Raw genomic sequence first — 16,421 nt, 5'->3', positions numbered from 1 at the left:
CAAACAGACTACGATGACACCATACAATGACGTCATGGATTGATAGTATGATTAAGGTCAGCGCGCTAGGCTCTCGTCATAGAAAAACATTCGACGATGTAATGACGGAGCCGCCAAAATCTGGAATTAAATGGGATGATGTTGTTGCACTCATTAAAGCGGTGGGTGGAACAATAAAAAATAACAATGGTTCCAGAAGGAAATTTCAGATTGGTACGACCAAATTCAGTACTCATGAGCCACATCCAAAGAATGTGATGGATAAAGGCGCAGTAACAGGTCTTAAGGAGTGGTTTGTTAACTGTGTAGGGGTAGATTATGAATAAAGCATCAAACATTATCACCATTAAAGGTCAACCGGCTGCAGTAACATTTGAAGCTGATATCAACGCATTTCGCGGCAAATTCCTCAATGTAAATGGTTATTGCGACTTTGTGGCGACAAGCATTGAGGCATTGTACCGGGAAGGTGAAAGTGCGCTGGATGAGTGGATGGCGGATTGTGAAGAGGACGGCATTTCCCCTTTTCGTGAAGAAGAAGAGCAAAAACGCCTGACGCTTCGTGTTCCTCATCACATCGATTCACGGCTGACCATTGTCGCCAGACAACATTCCATTTCAAAAAATCAGCTTATTGTTGATGTATTAGAACGTGAGTTTTCATCCCAGATGTAAACAGGTCGGATGCCATATGGCATCCGATTTTTTGCCTGATCGTCAGTATTCTCCATTTACAAAATCGTCTCTTCCGTCAAAATCCGTCGCGCGCCCAAAAAATGGTCCTGCCAGAAAGGTTCGGCTAATCGGCTTATCCGAATGGTTTCCCCGGTACGTGGCGACTCGATAAACTGACCGTCTCCCAAATACACGCCCATATGATCGGCTATCTCGCGGCTGTGGATATGGAAAAACAGCAAATCTCCCCGGCGCAGCTCGTTATTCGCCACAATCGTTGCCCGATGGTAGTGATACATCTCATTGGCCGTGCGCGGGAGCTTCGCCTCAAGGATCTTGTTGTAGGCATAAAAAACCAACCCGCTACAGTCGAAGCCTTGATCGGGCCGCGTGCCGCCCCAGACGTAAGGCTTGCCAAGCTGCTGCTCCAGGCGGTGAATCGCCACTTCGGTGATGTTATGCAGGTGATTGCTGCTTAAAAAGTGGTTGTTTTCCGCCAGCGCCTGCCAGCGTCTGTCACTCGCCTTGAGCGGCGCAGGAAACCATTCTGGATGCTGTTTTATCTGCTCCCGGTTGTGCTGGCGTAGCGCCCTTCTGCTTTCGGCATTGCCTTCCACAATATAGCTGGCCTGTTTTTTCAGATAGGTTTGGTACTGTTTTAATAAACGCGCACGGTTTTGCATCCGCTGGCGGGCGGCGTAGCTGAAAGAGATATGTGATGTGGTGGCGCTGGCAAATGAAGGAAGCAAAAGGGACAAAGAAAACACGCCCAGGCGCAGCAATCTGTCGTGAGAGAACAAATACATGAAGGATATAAACCGGCTGAATGAAGATGAGAATATTAGAGGAAAGGAAGGAGAAGCGGGATTATTAATTGCTTATTTGCATATTACTATCGAGGTTTCATAACCTTAGGAAATAAGAAATAAACCCGCTTTACATGCGCTTTTCGGACTTTTGAAAATCGCCACTTATGCTAAATTTGTAAACCCAGCGCCGACAGGCTTGCGTAAAACTCTTTTGGTGATAATGTGAGCCTTCCAAATCCAGACTATTCCGATTTGGGATCTATTTTGCCGTCCTGGCGTGTATAACCGTTTTATCAAGGAATAAGCAGTATGCGTAAAATCGCATTAATTCTTGCGATGTTGTTGATCCCGTGCGTTTCATTTGCCGGTTTGCTGGGCAGCAGTAGCTCTACCACGCCTGTGAGCAAAGAGTATAAGCAGCAGTTGATGGGATCCCCTGTCTACATCCAGATCTTCAAGGAAGAACGTACGCTCGATCTCTACGTCAAAATGGGCGAGCAATATCAGCTGCTCGACAGTTATAAAATCTGTAAATATTCCGGCGGGTTAGGACCAAAACAGCGTCAGGGCGATTTTAAAAGTCCGGAAGGGTTTTATAGCGTTCAGCGTAATCAGTTAAAACCAGACAGCCGTTACTACAAAGCGATTAATATTGGTTTCCCCAATGCCTATGACCGTGCGCATGGTTATGAAGGGAAATACCTGATGATCCACGGCGATTGTGTTTCCATCGGCTGCTACGCAATGACCAATCAGGGTATTGATGAGATCTTCCAGTTCGTTACTGGTGCGCTGGTGTTTGGTCAGTCAAGTGTGCAGGTGAGCATTTACCCATTTCGCATGACCGACGCCAACATGCAGCGTCATAAGTATTCCAACTTTAAGGACTTCTGGGAGCAACTGAAGCCGGGCTATGACTACTTTGAACAGACCCGTAAGCCACCGACCGTTTCTGTGGTCAATGGCCGTTACGTGGTCAGCAAGCCGTTGAGCCACGAAGTGGTGCAACCACAGCTGGCATCAAACTACACGCTCCCCGAGGCAAAATAAGCGCCATTCGCCTGGCATAATCTTTTGCCAGGTTTCATTGCCCGTCAGCGGCTGTGTCGCAATCACCGTGACCACATCATTCGGTGTGGTCTGCGAGCTGAAGTCGATTTCCACATCCTGATCCAGCAACGTTGCCACGCCAAACGGCGCGCGGCGGGTGATCCAGTGCAGATTGGTCGAGCAATACGCCATTACATAGCGCCCATCCGAAAGCAGCATGTTGAAAACGCCCTTCTGCCGCAGTTCGTCCGCCAGTGAGGCGATATATTTAAACACTGCTGCCATGTTGCCCGGCGTGCGCGGGTAACGCTGCGTTAATTTATGCAGCAGCCAGCAAAAGGCTTTTTCGCTATCGGTTTCACCGACCGGACGGAAGTTGCCGGTTTCCAGTGATTTGTAGCCCGTCAATTGCCCGTTATGGGCGTACGTCCAGTTGCGTCCCCATAACTCGCGGGTAAATGGGTGAGTATTTTCCAGCGCCACCTCGCCCCGATTGGCCTGGCGAATATGAGCCACAACCGAACAGGATTTTATCGGGTAGTCCTGAACAAGTTTGGCGATGGGGGAATTAAAGCTGGGTTGTGGATCTTTAAATGTGCGACAGCCTTTACCTTCGTAAAAGGTAATGCCCCAGCCATCTTTATGTGGCCCGGTTCCACCACCACGCTGCACAAGCCCGGTGAAACTAAAGCAGATATCGGTAGGGACGTTGGCGCTCATCCCGAGCAATTCGCACATCGGTAACCTCCACAACAGCGGGAGCGCATGGCCCCCGGCGAAGATTGATTTAAGAATTTTCAGGTCGGATGCGGCGTAAACGCCTTATCCGGCCTACGCCAGACTTACTTAACCATCTCTTTTTCAATCAACTGGATCAGGATATGGATCACTTTAATGTGGATCTCCTGAATGCGGTCGGCATAACCAAAGTGCGGAACGCGAATTTCGATATCCGCCGTGCCAGCCATTTTACCGCCGTCTTTACCGGTCAGGGTGATCACTTTCATCCCCTTCTCACGCGCCGCCGCAATCGCTTTGATCACGTTTGCAGAGTTACCAGAGGTGGAGATCCCCAGCAGCACATCGCCTTCGCGTCCTACTGCTTCAACGTAGCGGGAGAAAATATCGTTAAAGCCAAAATCGTTGCCAACACAGGTGATGTGGCTGACATCTGAAATGGCAATCGCCGGATAGCCCGGACGGTTTTCACGGTAGCGACCGGTCAACTCTTCGGCAAAGTGCATGGCGTCGCAATGGGAGCCGCCGTTGCCACAGGAAAGCACCTTGCCACCGGCTTTAAAGCTGTCTGCTAACAGGACCGCCGCGCGCTGAATGGCGTGAATATTGGCGTCATCTTTTAAAAAGTTAGCCAGCGTTTCCGCCGCTTCGTTCAGTTCGTTACGAATAAGATCCTGGTACATGAGGATATCCTTCAGCATAAATGAATTAGACAAAATGCAGTGTACCGGATACCACCAAAAGCGAGAAGACCAGCGCGGTGGAATGACCAGGACTTTTTGACCCGAAGTGCGGATAAAAACAGCAACAATGTGAGCTTCGTTGTAATTATATTGTAAACACATTGCTAAATGTTTTTACATCCACTACAACCATATCATCACAAGTGGTCGGACCTCCTACAAGTAAGGGGCTTTTCGTTATGATGATTTTGAGTATTCTCGCTACGGTTGTCCTGCTCGGCGCGTTGTTCTATCACCGCGTGAGCTTATTTATCAGCAGTCTGATTTTGCTCGCCTGGACAGCCGCCCTCGGCGTTGCTGGTCTGTGGTCGGCGTGGGTACTGGTGCCTCTGGCCATTATCCTTGTGCCGTTTAACTTTGCGCCTATGCGTAAGTCGATGATTTCCGCGCCGGTATTTCGCGCTTTCCGTAAAGTGATGCCGCCGATGTCGCGCACTGAGAAAGAAGCGATCGACGCAGGCACCACATGGTGGGAAGGCGATTTGTTCCAGGGCAAGCCGGACTGGAAAAAGCTGCACAACTATCCGCAGCCGCGCCTGACTGCCGAAGAGCAAGCGTTTCTCGACGGCCCGGTAGAAGAAGCCTGCCGGATGGCGAATGATTTCCAGATTACTCATGAGCTGGCGGATCTACCACCGGAGTTGTGGGCGTACCTTAAAGAGCATCGCTTCTTCGCGATGATCATCAAAAAAGAGTACGGCGGGCTGGAGTTCTCAGCTTATGCCCAGTCTCGTGTGCTGCAAAAACTCTCCGGCGTGAGCGGGATCCTGGCGATTACCGTCGGCGTGCCGAACTCATTAGGTCCGGGCGAACTACTGCAACATTACGGCACTGATGAGCAGAAAGATCACTATCTGCCGCGTCTGGCGCGTGGTCAGGAGATCCCTTGCTTTGCACTGACCAGCCCGGAAGCGGGTTCCGATGCGGGCGCGATTCCGGACACCGGGATTGTCTGCATGGGCGAATGGCAGGGCCAGCAGGTGCTGGGGATGCGTCTGACCTGGAACAAACGCTACATTACGCTGGCACCGATTGCGACCGTGCTTGGTCTGGCGTTTAAACTCTCCGACCCGGAAAAACTGCTGGGTGGCGCAGAAGATTTAGGTATTACCTGTGCGCTGATCCCGACCACCACGCCGGGCGTGGAAATTGGTCGTCGCCACTTCCCACTGAACGTACCGTTCCAGAACGGACCGACGCGCGGTAAAGATGTGTTCGTACCGATCGATTACATCATCGGCGGGCCGAAAATGGCCGGGCAAGGCTGGCGGATGCTGGTGGAGTGTCTCTCGGTAGGCCGCGGCATCACCCTGCCTTCCAACTCAACCGGCGGCGTGAAGTCGGTTGCGCTGGCAACGGGCGCGTATGCGCACATTCGCCGTCAGTTCAAAATATCTATCGGTAAGATGGAAGGGATTGAAGAACCGCTGGCGCGTATTGCCGGTAATGCGTACGTAATGGATGCTGCGGCATCGCTGATTACCTACGGCATTATGCTCGGTGAGAAACCTGCCGTGCTGTCGGCTATCGTTAAGTATCACTGTACCCACCGCGGGCAGCAGTCGATTATTGATGCGATGGATATTACCGGCGGTAAAGGCATTATGCTCGGGCAGAGCAACTTCCTGGCGCGTGCTTACCAGGGCGCACCGATTGCCATCACCGTTGAAGGGGCCAACATTCTGACCCGCAGCATGATGATCTTCGGCCAGGGGGCGATTCGTTGCCATCCGTACGTGCTGGAAGAGATGGAAGCGGCGAAGAATAATGACGTCAACGCGTTCGATAAACTGCTGTTCAAACATATCGGCCACGTCGGCAGTAACAAAGTTCGCAGCTTCTGGCTGGGCCTGACGCGCGGTTTAACCAGCAGCACGCCAACCGGCGATGCCACTAAACGCTACTATCAGCACCTGAACCGCCTGAGCGCCAACCTCGCCCTGCTTTCTGATGTCTCGATGGCGGTGCTGGGCGGCAGCCTGAAACGTCGCGAGCGCATCTCGGCCCGTCTGGGTGATATTTTAAGCCAGCTTTACCTCGCCTCTGCCGTTCTGAAGCGTTATGACGACGAAGGCCGTAATGAAGCCGACCTGCCGCTGGTGCACTGGGGCGTACAAGATGCGCTGTATCAGGCTGAACAGGCGATGGATGATTTACTGCAAAACTTCCCGAACCGCGTGGTTGCCGGGCTGCTGAATGTAGTGATCTTCCCGACCGGACGTCATTATCTGGCACCGTCTGACAAGCTGGATCATAAAGTGGCGAAGATTTTACAAGTGCCGAACGCCACTCGCTCACGTATTGGTCGGGGTCAGTACCTGACGCCGAGCGAGCATAATCCGGTTGGTTTACTGGAAGAGGCGCTGGTGGATGTGATTGCCGCCGACCCGATTCATCAGCGGATCTGTAAAGAGCTGGGTAAAAACCTGCCATTTACCCGTCTGGATGAACTGGCGCACAACGCGCTGGCGAAGGGGCTGATTGATAAAGATGAAGCCGCTATTCTGGTGAAAGCTGAAGAAAGCCGTCTGCGTAGTATTAACGTTGATGACTTTGATCCGGAAGAGCTGGCGACGAAGCCGGTAAAGTTGCCGGAGAAAGTGCGGAAAGTTGAAGCCGCGTAATTGAATAACGGAGCCGAAAGGCTCCGTTTCTTTATCCGCTAATTATTTAAAATTAAAGCCATCCGGATGGTTTTCCAGGCTGCCGGTCAACGCCGCGAACAGCACCGTTTTACCATCAATCGAAAGCGCATCGTTCACATTCAACCAGGTGAGTTTCTCTTGCGACGTTTTCTCATCAATAGTCGAGAACAGCCCCGTCATCTGATTAGATTTCTCGGACCACATCACAGCGATACGTTGCGAGCCACAGTCATGCGGTTTGCACGCGCTCATCACCTGATACGTCTCATCTCCCAACGTTACGTTTTGTGCGGGAGTATAAGTACCGCCTTTCATCACCCAGGCAGGCAGCTTATGCCCTTGCACCATCTGATTAAATGCAGCTTTGGTGGTTTCGCCCTTTGCCAGGCTGCTAATGGTTAAATCATCCTGCGCCATTGCACTGGTGGCGATGACCAGTGCGGCGACTGTCATTATTGCCTTAAACATCATTCCTCCCGAGCTTATCCTGCCCATGTTATTAACCTCCTAAAGCCTGGCGATAACACGATAATTTGCAAATCAGATATTTCCAATATCAGCATTTGTTATCAATTTATTCCGCAGTAAGGTAATAGCCTGATAAGGTGTTAAAGTTATAAAACCCTTCGCATAAAGGAGTTGTACACCGTGCCTGGTTTGAAGATTACGCTTTTGCAGCAACCGTTGGTGTGGATGGATGGTCCTGCCAACCTGCGTCATTTTGATCGTCAACTGGAAGGTATTACCGGGCGCGATGTGATCGTTCTACCGGAGATGTTTACCAGCGGCTTTGCCATGGAAGCGGCAGCTTCGTCGCTAGCACAAGATGACGTAGTGAGCTGGATGACCGCCAAAGCGCAGCAGTGCAATGCACTGATTGCAGGCAGTGTTGCATTACAAACGGAGTCTGGTTCGGTTAACCGCTTTTTGCTGGTTGAGCCGGGCGGCACGGTACATTTTTATGATAAGCGTCATCTGTTCCGAATGGCAGATGAGCATCTGCATTATAAAGCGGGCAATGCGCGAGTGATTGTGGAATGGCGCGGCTGGCGTATTTTGCCGCTGGTGTGCTACGACTTACGTTTTCCGGTGTGGTCGCGCAATCTCAACGATTACGACCTCGCCCTGTACGTCGCCAACTGGCCTGCTCCGCGCTCTCTGCACTGGCAGGCATTGCTGACGGCCCGCGCGATTGAGAATCAGGCGTATGTGGCGGGATGTAATCGCGTCGGCAGCGATGGCAACGGCTGCCATTATCGCGGTGACAGCCGGGTGATTAATCCACAGGGCGAGATTATCGCTACTGCCGACGCGCATCAGGCAACGCGCATTGATGCGGAGCTGTCGATGGTGGCATTACGGGAATATAGAGAAAAGTTTCCGGCATGGCGGGATGCGGATGAATTCACATTGCGTTAAGGGGTAAATATGGCTACGAGATGAGTTTTCGTGGCTATTTTTCTCTGGAGCTTAAACGACGAAAGCCTGAATCATTACTGACTCAGGCTTTCTGAATATTGGCGGAACGGACGGGACTCGAACCCGCGACCCCCTGCGTGACAGGCAGGTATTCTAACCGACTGAACTACCGCTCCGTGTTGTGTTCCGTTGGGAACGAGGCGAATATTACGGATTGCCTCGGCCTTCGTCAACGACTTTTCTCATCTTTTGAATCGTTTGCTGCAAAAATCGCCCAAGTCGCTATTTTTAGCGCCTTTCACAGGTATTTATGCCCGCCAGAGGCAGCTTCCGCCCTTCTTCTGCACCAGATCGAGACGGGCTTCATGTGCTGCAAGCTCTTCATCTGTCGCAAAAACAACGCGTAACTTACTTGCCTGACGTACAATGCGCTGAATTGTTGCTTCACCTTGCTGCTGTTGTGTCTCTCCTTCCATCGCAAAAGCCATCGACGTTTGACCACCGGTCATCGCCAGATAAACTTCCGCAAGGATCTGGGCATCGAGTAATGCCCCGTGCAGCGTTCGTTTACTGTTATCTATTTCGTAGCGAGCACATAATGCATCGAGGCTGTTGCGCTTACCGGGAAACATTTTCCTCGCTACCGCAAGGCTATCGGTGACCTTACAGAAGGTATTCGTCTTCGGAATATCGCGCTTAAGCAACGAAAACTCGTAGTCCATAAAGCCGATATCGAACGCTGCGTTATGGATAACCAGCTCCGCGCCGCGAATATAGTCCATGAACTCATCGGCTACTTCGGCAAACGTGGGCTTATCGAGCAAAAATTCATCGGCAATACCATGTACGCCAAAGGCTTCCGGATCCACCAGCCGATCGGGTTTGAGATAAACATGGAAGTTATTGCCCGTCAGTCGACGGTTCACCACTTCAACGGCACCAATCTCAATGATCTTGTGGCCTTCATAGTGCGCGCCAATCTGGTTCATACCGGTGGTTTCGGTATCGAGAACGATCTGGCGTGTAATTGCAGTGCTCATAGCGGTCATTTATGTCAGACTTGTCGTTTTACAGTTCGATTCAATTACAGGAAGTCTACCAGAGATGCTTAAACAGGTAGAAATTTTCACCGATGGTTCGTGTCTGGGTAATCCAGGACCTGGGGGTTACGGCGCTATTTTACGCTATCGTGGACGCGAAAAAACTTTTAGCGCTGGCTACACCCGCACCACCAACAACCGTATGGAGTTGATGGCCGCTATTGTCGCGCTGGAAGCGTTAAAAGAACACTGTGAAGTCATTCTGAGTACCGACAGCCAGTATGTCCGCCAGGGGATCACCCAGTGGATCCATAACTGGAAAAAACGTGGCTGGAAAACAGCAGACAAAAAACCAGTAAAAAATGTCGATCTCTGGCAACGTCTTGATGCTGCGTTGGGGCAGCATCAAATCAAATGGGAATGGGTAAAAGGCCATGCAGGTCATCCAGAAAACGAACGTTGCGATGAACTGGCTCGTGCCGCGGCAATGAATCCCACACAGGAAGATACGGGCTACCAAGTCGAAGTTTAAGCCTGTGGTTTACGAAATTGCCGGGTGGCGCCGACCGCCTGGCGAATTCGCGGTTTGTTTTTGCTCTGTTTCATCGGGTTGAGCGTTAAAGGAATAGTCCGTTTCCGGGCAACGATAAGTTGTAAGCAACCAAGCGCAGGAATATGCGCGCTCAATAGTTTTCCACCATGTTTATTCCACGGGAGAACGTGGAAACGGCTGGCGTGTAGCACTTCAAAATTCAACAAAGAGAGCCAGTCCAGTTGCCGCATTAGGGTAAACATCCGGCTGTTATAAGGCGATGTTTTTCGCAAGACTGGCACAAGTTTACGTAATCCCATTAAACTGATGGGATTGAAGCCACTAATGACCAGCCAGCCATCATCAATCAATACCCGATCGGCTTCACGCAACAAACGATGCGGATCGGTGCACCATGGCAACGTATGCGCCAATAGACAAACATCGACGGATTTATCGGCAAAAGGAAGATGAAGTGGGTCCGCCTGCACCTGTACGGGCATTCCTTGCGCAGAAACATTCACTTGATGAGAAACCGCGCACGCTTCGCAATTGATTTCTGCGCTTAAATTGCCAATCTTAAGCAGATGAAAACCATACATTTTTGTGAACCATGGGTTGAGCTGGCGCTCCAGCGCCTTGCGATAAAGCTCTCCCCAGGGCAAATCGCCCCAGCAATCAGGAGCCACGACTGTTTGAGGGTTCCTTGCCGGTTTCATCACAACCTTCCGTTTCACACTGAGAGGTAATATATGAATCTTAACAGTATTCCTGCCTTTGATGACAATTACATCTGGGTTTTGAATGATGAAGCAGGCCGTTGCCTGATTGTCGATCCTGGAGAAGCGGAGCCGGTAGTAAAGGCCATTGCCGCCAATAACTGGCAACCGGAGGCCATATTTCTCACCCACCATCACCACGATCATGTTGGCGGCGTAAAAGAACTGGTGGAAAAGTTTCCGCAAATTGTGGTCTACGGTCCACAAGAGACACAAGATAAGGGAACAACGCAGGTAGTCAAAGATGGTGATACTGCCTTCGTTTTGGGGCATGAATTTAGTGTAATTGCTACACCAGGTCACACTTTAGGACACATCTGTTACTTCAGCAATCCTTATCTATTTTGCGGTGATACTCTTTTCTCTGGTGGCTGCGGGCGATTATTTGAAGGTACAGCTTCTCAAATGTATCAATCACTTAAACAATTAAGTGCTCTACCTGACGATACACTGGTGTGTTGTGCTCATGAATATACTTTATCAAATATGAAGTTTACCTTGAGTATTCTTCCGCACGATTTGTCCATAAATGATTATTATCGTAAAGTTATTGAGTTACGGGCAAAAAATCAAATTACACTCCCCGTAATTCTGAAAAATGAGCGGAAAATTAATGTTTTTTTAAGAACAGAAGATATTGATTTAATTAATGTAATTAATAAAGAAACATTATTGCAACAACCTGAGGAACGTTTTGCCTGGTTAAGGTCAAAGAAAGATAGATTCTGATAAAACTTTCTTGTCATCGGCTTCGTTCGCCGTTATGATCGGTCGTCTTTTAAGCAACTATTGACACACACATGAAGGCAAAAGCGATATTACTCGCCTCTGTCCTGCTCGTGGGTTGCCAGAGTACCGGTAACGTCCAACAGCACGCACAGAGCCTTTCTGCAGCTGGTCAAGGGGAAGCAGCAAAGTTTACAAGTCAGGCACGATGGATGGACGATGGGACGTCTATCGCGCCAGATGGTGACTTGTGGGCTTTCATTGGCGACGAGCTAAAGATGGGAATTCCGGAAAATGACCGGATTCGCGAACAGAAACAGAAATATTTACGCAATAAGAGCTATCTCCACGATGTAACTTTACGGGCAGAGCCGTATATGTACTGGATAGCCGGGCAAGTTAAAAAACGTAACATGCCTATGGAACTGGTACTACTACCCATAGTGGAGAGCGCTTTTGATCCTCACGCGACGTCTGGCGCCAATGCCGCAGGCATCTGGCAGATCATTCCGAGCACGGGGCGCAATTATGGTTTGAAACAGACTCGCACTTATGACGCGCGTCGCGATGTTGTTGCTTCAACAACCGCCGCGCTGAACATGATGCAACGTCTGAACAAGATGTTTGACGGCGACTGGCTTTTGACCGTAGCGGCTTATAATAGCGGCGAAGGTCGGGTCATGAAGGCAATTAAAACGAACAAAGCACGTGGGAAATCCACCGACTTTTGGTCGTTACCGTTGCCGCAGGAAACGAAGCAGTACGTGCCTAAAATGCTGGCATTGAGCGATCTTCTCAAAAACAGCAAACGTTATGGCGTACGTCTGCCGACGACCGATGAAAGCCGTGCTCTGGCGCGTGTACACCTGAGTAGCCCGGTTGATATGGCGAAGGTTGCAGATATGGCGGGAATTTCCGTCAGCAAGCTGAAGACATTCAACGCTGGCGTGAAAGGCTCCACGCTGGGCGCAAGTGGTCCGCAGTACGTGATGGTGCCAAAGAAGCATGCAGATCAACTGCGTGAATCTCTGGCTTCCGGCGAAATTGCTGCTGTACAGTCGACACTGGTTGCCGACAATACGCCGCTTAACAGTCGTGTTTACACCGTTCGTTCTGGCGACACGCTTTCAAGTATCGCTTCACGTCTCGGCGTAAGCACCAAAGATTTGCAGCAGTGGAATAAATTGCGCGGATCTAAGCTGAAACCAGGCCAAAGTTTGACGATTGGCGCAGGTAGTAGCGCACAGCGACTGGCAAACAACAGCGATAGCATTACGTATCGTGTGCGCAAAGGCGATTCGCTTTCAAGCATTGCTAAACGCCACGGCGTGAACATCAAAGATGTGATGCGCTGGAACAGCGACACTGCGAATCTGCAACCAGGCGATAAGCTGACGTTGTTTGTGAAAAACAACAACATGCCAGATTCCTGACAAACCAGATAATAAAAAGGCACCGATTCCCCCGGTGCCTTTTTTATTTATGCCGCTTTATGTGCTTCTACCATGATGATATCACTGGTGAAAGAGCCATCATTCTGCAAGGCAAAATACGTTTTCACCTCTGTCGATGCGCTCTGTTGGTAAATGCGAATAGCATCTACTAACGCTTCTGGCGTACGCATTCTGGCGACCCATGAAGAAAATTCCAGTGGTAACTTATCTGTAATTAAATTATCAACTATCAGATTGGCTTCATTGATTAACGTCAACCACTCACCGCTGGCGTAGTTTCGTACGTGAGAGGTATCGCGTAATGCTTCTACCGTCTGTAACCAGATGTCGCGCACTGGGTGACCCGGAGACATTACGTCCATCACAATCAGCCTACCGCTGGGTTTCAATATCCTATTCACTTCACGCAGTGCTGCACCAACATCATGCCAGTGATGGGCAGAATAACGGCTGATAACAATATCAAATGCGTTATCGGCAAATGGCAGACTTTCGGCATATCCCTGGCGGGTGGTGATATTTTTCAGTTGCCGGGCTTCGGCAGCTTGTGCCACGACATCCAGCATATGGGCAGATAAGTCATACGCCACCACCGTGCTCACGTTTTGCGCAGCGACAAAGCTGGCATGCCCTGCTCCGCAGCCCATATCAAGTACACTTGCATCAGGATAATCAGCCAGACGCACCGCCAGGCGCTGTAAGTCTCGCCCGGATGCATGTACGGTACTGGTTAAATACTCACTGGCCTGCGAGCTAAACTGCTTTTCTACGTGGTCATGGTGGGATTGTGTTGTCATTGCGCTGTCCTTTTGTTGTTTGAGTATAAAGGGCAGCGCCAAACGTTGGTCTGCCCTGTGGCAGACCTGACATACCTTATTTATCAGGCTTGCCGGGACTGAATTCAACGAGTAGCGGATTGTGATCGGAAGCGCGCGTAACCAGTACAGAAGCTTCGCTGACGTTCAGACCACGGTAGAAAACAAAATCGAGCGGGCGACCAAACGCCCGACGGCGCTGATCATCGGTAAAACGCACCTGGCGCAGCGACATTTCCCGCGCAAAGCGATATAACGCGTTCATCCTTCTACGGCTCCAGGCATTGAAATCTCCCGCCATAATGACCGGGCCGCTGTGATGGGCAATCTGATCGCCAATAGGAAGCAACTGCTTACTGTAAACATCTACGCCCAGACTAAAGTTGACGGCGTGAATATTGACGACCATCAACAGGCGGGTATCAGGTAATGGGTAGACCGTCACCAGCGCTGATTTCGCCAGACGTAAAATAGGTTCACGTTCACGTAACGGGCAGCAATAAATGGGATGCGCCGCCGAAAGGGTCATGACACCGGAAGGATGCTGCGGCAGCACGAAAGCGGGTACCTGATCGGCAGCAAGATAGTTAGCAGTCGCAAACTGTACTAACTCTGGCGTTGTTTGCGCTTCCTGCAATAACACCAGATGTGCATCTTTGCCGTAGTTCTTTAATACCGACAACCATTCAGCGCGTTGCTGTTTGTATATGTTCCACACCAGGATCCGAATACGCTCTTCGGTACTTAACGGTTCGCCGGGCGGTAATGCCTGGCCAATGCTCGCAAAAGACCCCGGCGGTAAAATCCTTTCCGCAGGTTGTCCGGCAACATAGCGCATGGCATAGGTGTTTTTTCGCACTTTTGACTTTGAAACCTCGATTACGTCACCCCTTCCGCATTCAGGAGGGTTCTACTGTTATAGGGATTTTAGCTCACTCTTTCAACGAGCAATTGTAGATTGTTATGTAAGCAAGTACTTACACCAGGCTGAATTTTACTCTTTATAGATATCATTAAATCGGATGACATATCACGTATCCTGATGGTTTAATGACAAATAAATTCAAAATATCTCTTCTATTTTGCAACAGGAGCAAAAATGAAAGCCACGTCGGAAGAACTCGCCATTTTTGTTTCGGTCGTCGAAAGCGGCAGCTTTAGCCGGGCAGCGGAACAATTAGGGCAAGCAAACTCAGCGGTAAGCCGGGCGGTGAAAAAGCTGGAGATGAAACTAGGCGTTAGCCTGCTTAATCGGACCACGCGACAACTTAGCCTGACGGAAGAAGGCGAGCGTTATTTTCGTCGCGTACAGTCAATTTTGCAGGAGATGGCAGCGGCAGAATCAGAAATTATGGAGACGCGTAATACACCGCGTGGACTGTTACGGATCGATGCCGCAACTCCAGTGGTGCTGCACTTTCTGATGCCGTTGATTAAGCCTTTTCGTGAATGCTATCCGGAAGTCACTTTATCGCTAGTCTCCTCCGAAACGATTATTAATTTGATCGAAAGAAAAGTGGATGTCGCGATACGCGCCGGTACGTTAACGGATTCCAGCTTACGTGCCAGGCCGTTATTTAACAGTTATCGAAAAATTATCGCCTCCCCCGATTATATTTCCCGCTACGGGAAGCCAGAAACGATCGACGATTTAAAGCAACATGTTTGCCTGGGATTCACTGAACCCGCTTCCCTCAATACCTGGCCGATAGCCTGTAGTGATGGACAATTACATGAGGTGAAGTACGGTTTGTCATCCAATAGTGGGGAAACACTGAAACAGCTTTGCCTGAGTGGCAACGGGATTGCGTGTTTGTCCGACTACATGATCGACAGAGAAATCGCTCGCGGAGAATTGGTGGAGTTAATGGCAGATAAAGTGTTGCCAGTGGAAATGCCATTCAGTGCAGTCTATTACAGCGACCGTGCGGTAAGTACGCGCATCCGGGCTTTTATCGATTTCCTTAGCGAGCATGTAAAAACAGCTCCCGGAGGAGCTGTCAGAGAGGCTTAATCCCATTCAGGAGCCAGACCTTCCGGGCTAACCAGGCGGTCGTTGCAATCCAGTGCGGCGATCGCTTTTTTATCTTCGGCATCAAGCTGTAAATTTTGTGCCTTAAGATTACTCTCCAGGTTTTCACGTTTAGTAGAAGAAGGTATTACTGAGAAACCTTCCCCCATCGCCCACGTCAGAATCACTTGTGCCGGGGTCGCATTGTGTTTAGCTGCAATACGAGCAATAACCTCATCTTTCAGTGCCTTACCATAAGCCAGCGTCATATAGGAAGTGATATGAATGCCGTGCTGTTTGGCCCAATCAACCACTTTACGGTTTTGCAGATAAGGAGAGAGTTCAATCTGGTTGGTGGCGATGTTTTCAGCGCCAACAGCAGCAATCGCTTTTTCCATCAATGGGATCGTGAAGTTGGAAATACCGATCTCACGCGTCAGCCCTTGTTTTTTGGCTTCCAGCAGCGCCTGCATAAACTCTTCAACAGAGACTTCATCGTTTGGTGACGGCCAGTGGATTAGCGTCAGATCAACATAATCAGTACGCAATTTTTGCAGGCTCTCTTTCAGACTCGGGATCAATTTGTCTTTGCTGAGATTTTCAATCCAGATTTTAGTGGTGATGTAGAGTTCATGACGTGGCACGCCACTTTCTGCAATCGCCTGACCTACTGCGGCTTCGTTATCATAGATTTGTGCGGTATCAATTGCGCGATAACCAAGTTCAAGCGCCGTTTTCACAGATGAAATAACAACGTCGTCTTTGAGACGGAAAGTACCTAAACCAAATGCAGGGATAGCCATAATATGCCTCTTTTAATGCTATTTTCGTTAACTAAGGTGATTATGAGCTTTAGACTGTTGCGGAAAAAGGGCGTAAAACGCAGAGGATTTTTGCGATTTTGGCAATAATAGAAATACAGACGAAAAAAAACCTCGAGCGTTAACTCGAGGCTTCTTAATAAGTGGCGGAACGGACGGGACTC

Annotated in this window: 18 protein-coding genes and 1 tRNA gene; 9 read left to right on the top strand and 10 right to left on the bottom strand. The window is 49.9% G+C overall.

Annotated elements, in window-relative coordinates; all coding sequences use genetic code 11:
• Nucleotides 1-47: 47 nt before the first annotated feature.
• The gene (locus D9597_RS19465) at nt 48-326 is read left to right on the top strand and encodes a type II toxin-antitoxin system HicA family toxin (RefSeq protein ID WP_130209691.1); all 279 of its coding nucleotides are present in this window, start codon (nt 48-50) and stop codon (nt 324-326) included.
• Nucleotides 319-675: a type II toxin-antitoxin system HicB family antitoxin gene (locus D9597_RS19460; RefSeq protein ID WP_130224098.1), complete on the top strand. Its 357-nt coding sequence runs from the start codon at nt 319-321 to the stop codon at nt 673-675. The genes D9597_RS19465 and D9597_RS19460 overlap by 8 nt, the downstream gene beginning before the upstream one ends.
• A 56-nt stretch (nt 676-731) precedes the next feature.
• Here D9597_RS19460 and D9597_RS19455 read toward each other — a convergent pair whose 3' ends face one another.
• A complete protein-coding gene (locus D9597_RS19455; protein WP_130224096.1) occupies nt 732-1,481 on the bottom strand; it encodes a C40 family peptidase in 750 nt (249 codons plus the stop codon).
• Between the two features lie 312 nt (nt 1,482-1,793).
• Here D9597_RS19455 and dpaA point away from each other — a divergent pair, with 312 nt between their 5' ends.
• Nucleotides 1,794-2,534, top strand: a complete 741-nt coding sequence (dpaA, locus tag D9597_RS19450; RefSeq protein WP_001225684.1) for a peptidoglycan meso-diaminopimelic acid protein amidase — start codon at nt 1,794-1,796, stop codon at nt 2,532-2,534.
• On the opposite strand, the gene D9597_RS19445 is transcribed toward dpaA, so the two are convergent.
• Both D9597_RS19445 and lpcA read right to left on the bottom strand, forming a co-directional pair.
• Nucleotides 2,505-3,272 carry a class II glutamine amidotransferase gene (locus tag D9597_RS19445; RefSeq protein WP_000333380.1) on the bottom strand — a complete coding sequence of 256 codons (768 nt, stop codon included), beginning with the start codon at nt 3,270-3,272 and terminating at the stop codon, nt 2,505-2,507. The two genes, dpaA and D9597_RS19445, sit on opposite strands and share 30 nt — an antisense overlap.
• 104 nt (nt 3,273-3,376) lie before the next feature.
• The gene (lpcA, locus tag D9597_RS19440) at nt 3,377-3,955 is read right to left on the bottom strand and encodes a D-sedoheptulose 7-phosphate isomerase (protein ID WP_016159301.1); all 579 of its coding nucleotides are present in this window, start codon (nt 3,953-3,955) and stop codon (nt 3,377-3,379) included.
• A 239-nt stretch (nt 3,956-4,194) separates the two neighbouring features.
• Here lpcA and fadE point away from each other — a divergent pair, with 239 nt between their 5' ends.
• Nucleotides 4,195-6,639, top strand: coding sequence for an acyl-CoA dehydrogenase FadE (gene fadE / locus D9597_RS19435; protein ID WP_130224094.1), 2,445 nt, complete (start codon nt 4,195-4,197; stop codon nt 6,637-6,639).
• A 42-nt stretch (nt 6,640-6,681) separates the two neighbouring features.
• Here the strand turns inward: fadE and ivy are convergent, their stop codons facing one another.
• Entirely contained in the window at nt 6,682-7,128 is a 447-nt protein-coding gene (gene ivy / locus D9597_RS19430) for an Ivy family C-type lysozyme inhibitor (RefSeq protein ID WP_205712914.1), read from the bottom strand.
• A gap of 180 nt (nt 7,129-7,308) precedes the next feature.
• Here ivy and yafV point away from each other — a divergent pair, with 180 nt between their 5' ends.
• Nucleotides 7,309-8,079: a 2-oxoglutaramate amidase gene (gene yafV / locus D9597_RS19425; protein ID WP_130224090.1), complete on the top strand. Its 771-nt coding sequence runs from the start codon at nt 7,309-7,311 to the stop codon at nt 8,077-8,079.
• Nucleotides 8,080-8,178: 99 nt separating this feature from the next.
• Here the strand turns inward: yafV and D9597_RS19420 are convergent.
• Both D9597_RS19420 and dnaQ read right to left on the bottom strand, forming a co-directional pair.
• Nucleotides 8,179-8,255: transfer RNA gene (locus tag D9597_RS19420), tRNA-Asp, on the bottom strand.
• Between the two features lie 132 nt (nt 8,256-8,387).
• Nucleotides 8,388-9,119 (bottom strand): DNA polymerase III subunit epsilon, encoded by a 732-nt coding sequence (gene dnaQ, locus D9597_RS19415; protein WP_001366128.1) that lies wholly within the window; start codon nt 9,117-9,119, stop codon nt 8,388-8,390.
• Between the two features lie 64 nt (nt 9,120-9,183).
• Here dnaQ and rnhA point away from each other — a divergent pair, with 64 nt between their 5' ends.
• Nucleotides 9,184-9,651 carry a ribonuclease HI gene (gene rnhA, locus D9597_RS19410; protein ID WP_096939563.1) on the top strand — a complete coding sequence of 156 codons (468 nt, stop codon included), beginning with the start codon at nt 9,184-9,186 and terminating at the stop codon, nt 9,649-9,651.
• Here rnhA and D9597_RS19405 read toward each other — a convergent pair.
• Nucleotides 9,648-10,370 (bottom strand): class I SAM-dependent methyltransferase, encoded by a 723-nt coding sequence (locus tag D9597_RS19405; protein ID WP_130224088.1) that lies wholly within the window; start codon nt 10,368-10,370, stop codon nt 9,648-9,650. The two genes, rnhA and D9597_RS19405, sit on opposite strands and share 4 nt — an antisense overlap.
• Nucleotides 10,371-10,403: 33 nt before the next feature.
• On the opposite strand from D9597_RS19405, the gene gloB reads away from it, so the two are divergent.
• A complete protein-coding gene (gloB, locus tag D9597_RS19400; RefSeq protein ID WP_130224086.1) occupies nt 10,404-11,159 on the top strand; it encodes a hydroxyacylglutathione hydrolase in 756 nt (251 codons plus the stop codon).
• Between the two features lie 71 nt (nt 11,160-11,230).
• Nucleotides 11,231-12,589 (top strand): murein transglycosylase D, encoded by a 1,359-nt coding sequence (gene mltD / locus D9597_RS19395; protein ID WP_130224084.1) that lies wholly within the window; start codon nt 11,231-11,233, stop codon nt 12,587-12,589.
• A gap of 47 nt (nt 12,590-12,636) precedes the next feature.
• Here the strand turns inward: mltD and D9597_RS19390 are convergent, their stop codons facing one another.
• Together D9597_RS19390 and D9597_RS19385 are read right to left on the bottom strand one after the other, a co-directional pair.
• Nucleotides 12,637-13,407 (bottom strand): class I SAM-dependent methyltransferase, encoded by a 771-nt coding sequence (locus D9597_RS19390; RefSeq protein ID WP_130224082.1) that lies wholly within the window; start codon nt 13,405-13,407, stop codon nt 12,637-12,639.
• A 76-nt stretch (nt 13,408-13,483) separates the two neighbouring features.
• Nucleotides 13,484-14,284 carry an endonuclease/exonuclease/phosphatase family protein gene (locus tag D9597_RS19385; RefSeq protein ID WP_089628352.1) on the bottom strand — a complete coding sequence of 267 codons (801 nt, stop codon included), beginning with the start codon at nt 14,282-14,284 and terminating at the stop codon, nt 13,484-13,486.
• Nucleotides 14,285-14,524: 240 nt separating this feature from the next.
• Here D9597_RS19385 and yafC point away from each other — a divergent pair, with 240 nt between their 5' ends.
• Complete coding sequence (gene yafC, locus D9597_RS19380) at nt 14,525-15,439, top strand: DNA-binding transcriptional regulator YafC (protein WP_130224080.1); 915 nt, start codon at nt 14,525-14,527, stop codon at nt 15,437-15,439.
• On the opposite strand, the gene dkgB is transcribed toward yafC, so the two are convergent.
• Nucleotides 15,436-16,239, bottom strand: a complete 804-nt coding sequence (dkgB, locus tag D9597_RS19375; RefSeq protein WP_130224078.1) for a 2,5-didehydrogluconate reductase DkgB — start codon at nt 16,237-16,239, stop codon at nt 15,436-15,438. The two genes, yafC and dkgB, sit on opposite strands and share 4 nt — an antisense overlap.
• Nucleotides 16,240-16,421: the final 182 nt, after the last annotated feature.

Source organism: Escherichia sp. E13S3 (genome assembly GCF_004212325.1).
Classification (GTDB): domain Bacteria; phylum Pseudomonadota; class Gammaproteobacteria; order Enterobacterales; family Enterobacteriaceae; genus Escherichia.
The sequence above is the reverse complement of the archived record's forward strand: the minus strand, read 5'-3'. Positions and strand labels throughout refer to the sequence as shown.

Bases quoted from the DNA above. Each gene is read 5' to 3' on its own strand.
- mltD (WP_130224084.1), top strand. From the start codon at position 11,231: ATGAAGGCAAAAGCGATATTACTCGCCTCTGTCCTGCTCGTGGGTTGC.
- D9597_RS19465 (WP_130209691.1), top strand. From the start codon at position 48: ATGATTAAGGTCAGCGCGCTAGGCTCTCGTCATAGAAAAACATTCGAC.
- dkgB (WP_130224078.1), bottom strand. From the start codon at position 16,239: ATGGCTATCCCTGCATTTGGTTTAGGTACTTTCCGTCTCAAAGACGAC.
- fadE (WP_130224094.1), top strand. From the start codon at position 4,195: ATGATGATTTTGAGTATTCTCGCTACGGTTGTCCTGCTCGGCGCGTTG.
- ivy (WP_205712914.1), bottom strand. From the start codon at position 7,128: ATGTTTAAGGCAATAATGACAGTCGCCGCACTGGTCATCGCCACCAGT.
- dpaA (WP_001225684.1), top strand. From the start codon at position 1,794: ATGCGTAAAATCGCATTAATTCTTGCGATGTTGTTGATCCCGTGCGTT.
- D9597_RS19460 (WP_130224098.1), top strand. From the start codon at position 319: ATGAATAAAGCATCAAACATTATCACCATTAAAGGTCAACCGGCTGCA.
- D9597_RS19405 (WP_130224088.1), bottom strand. From the start codon at position 10,370: ATGAAACCGGCAAGGAACCCTCAAACAGTCGTGGCTCCTGATTGCTGG.
- lpcA (WP_016159301.1), bottom strand. From the start codon at position 3,955: ATGTACCAGGATCTTATTCGTAACGAACTGAACGAAGCGGCGGAAACG.
- gloB (WP_130224086.1), top strand. From the start codon at position 10,404: ATGAATCTTAACAGTATTCCTGCCTTTGATGACAATTACATCTGGGTT.
- yafC (WP_130224080.1), top strand. From the start codon at position 14,525: ATGAAAGCCACGTCGGAAGAACTCGCCATTTTTGTTTCGGTCGTCGAA.
- D9597_RS19390 (WP_130224082.1), bottom strand. From the start codon at position 13,407: ATGACAACACAATCCCACCATGACCACGTAGAAAAGCAGTTTAGCTCG.
- rnhA (WP_096939563.1), top strand. From the start codon at position 9,184: ATGCTTAAACAGGTAGAAATTTTCACCGATGGTTCGTGTCTGGGTAAT.
- D9597_RS19445 (WP_000333380.1), bottom strand. From the start codon at position 3,272: ATGTGCGAATTGCTCGGGATGAGCGCCAACGTCCCTACCGATATCTGC.
- D9597_RS19455 (WP_130224096.1), bottom strand. From the start codon at position 1,481: ATGTATTTGTTCTCTCACGACAGATTGCTGCGCCTGGGCGTGTTTTCT.
- dnaQ (WP_001366128.1), bottom strand. From the start codon at position 9,119: ATGAGCACTGCAATTACACGCCAGATCGTTCTCGATACCGAAACCACC.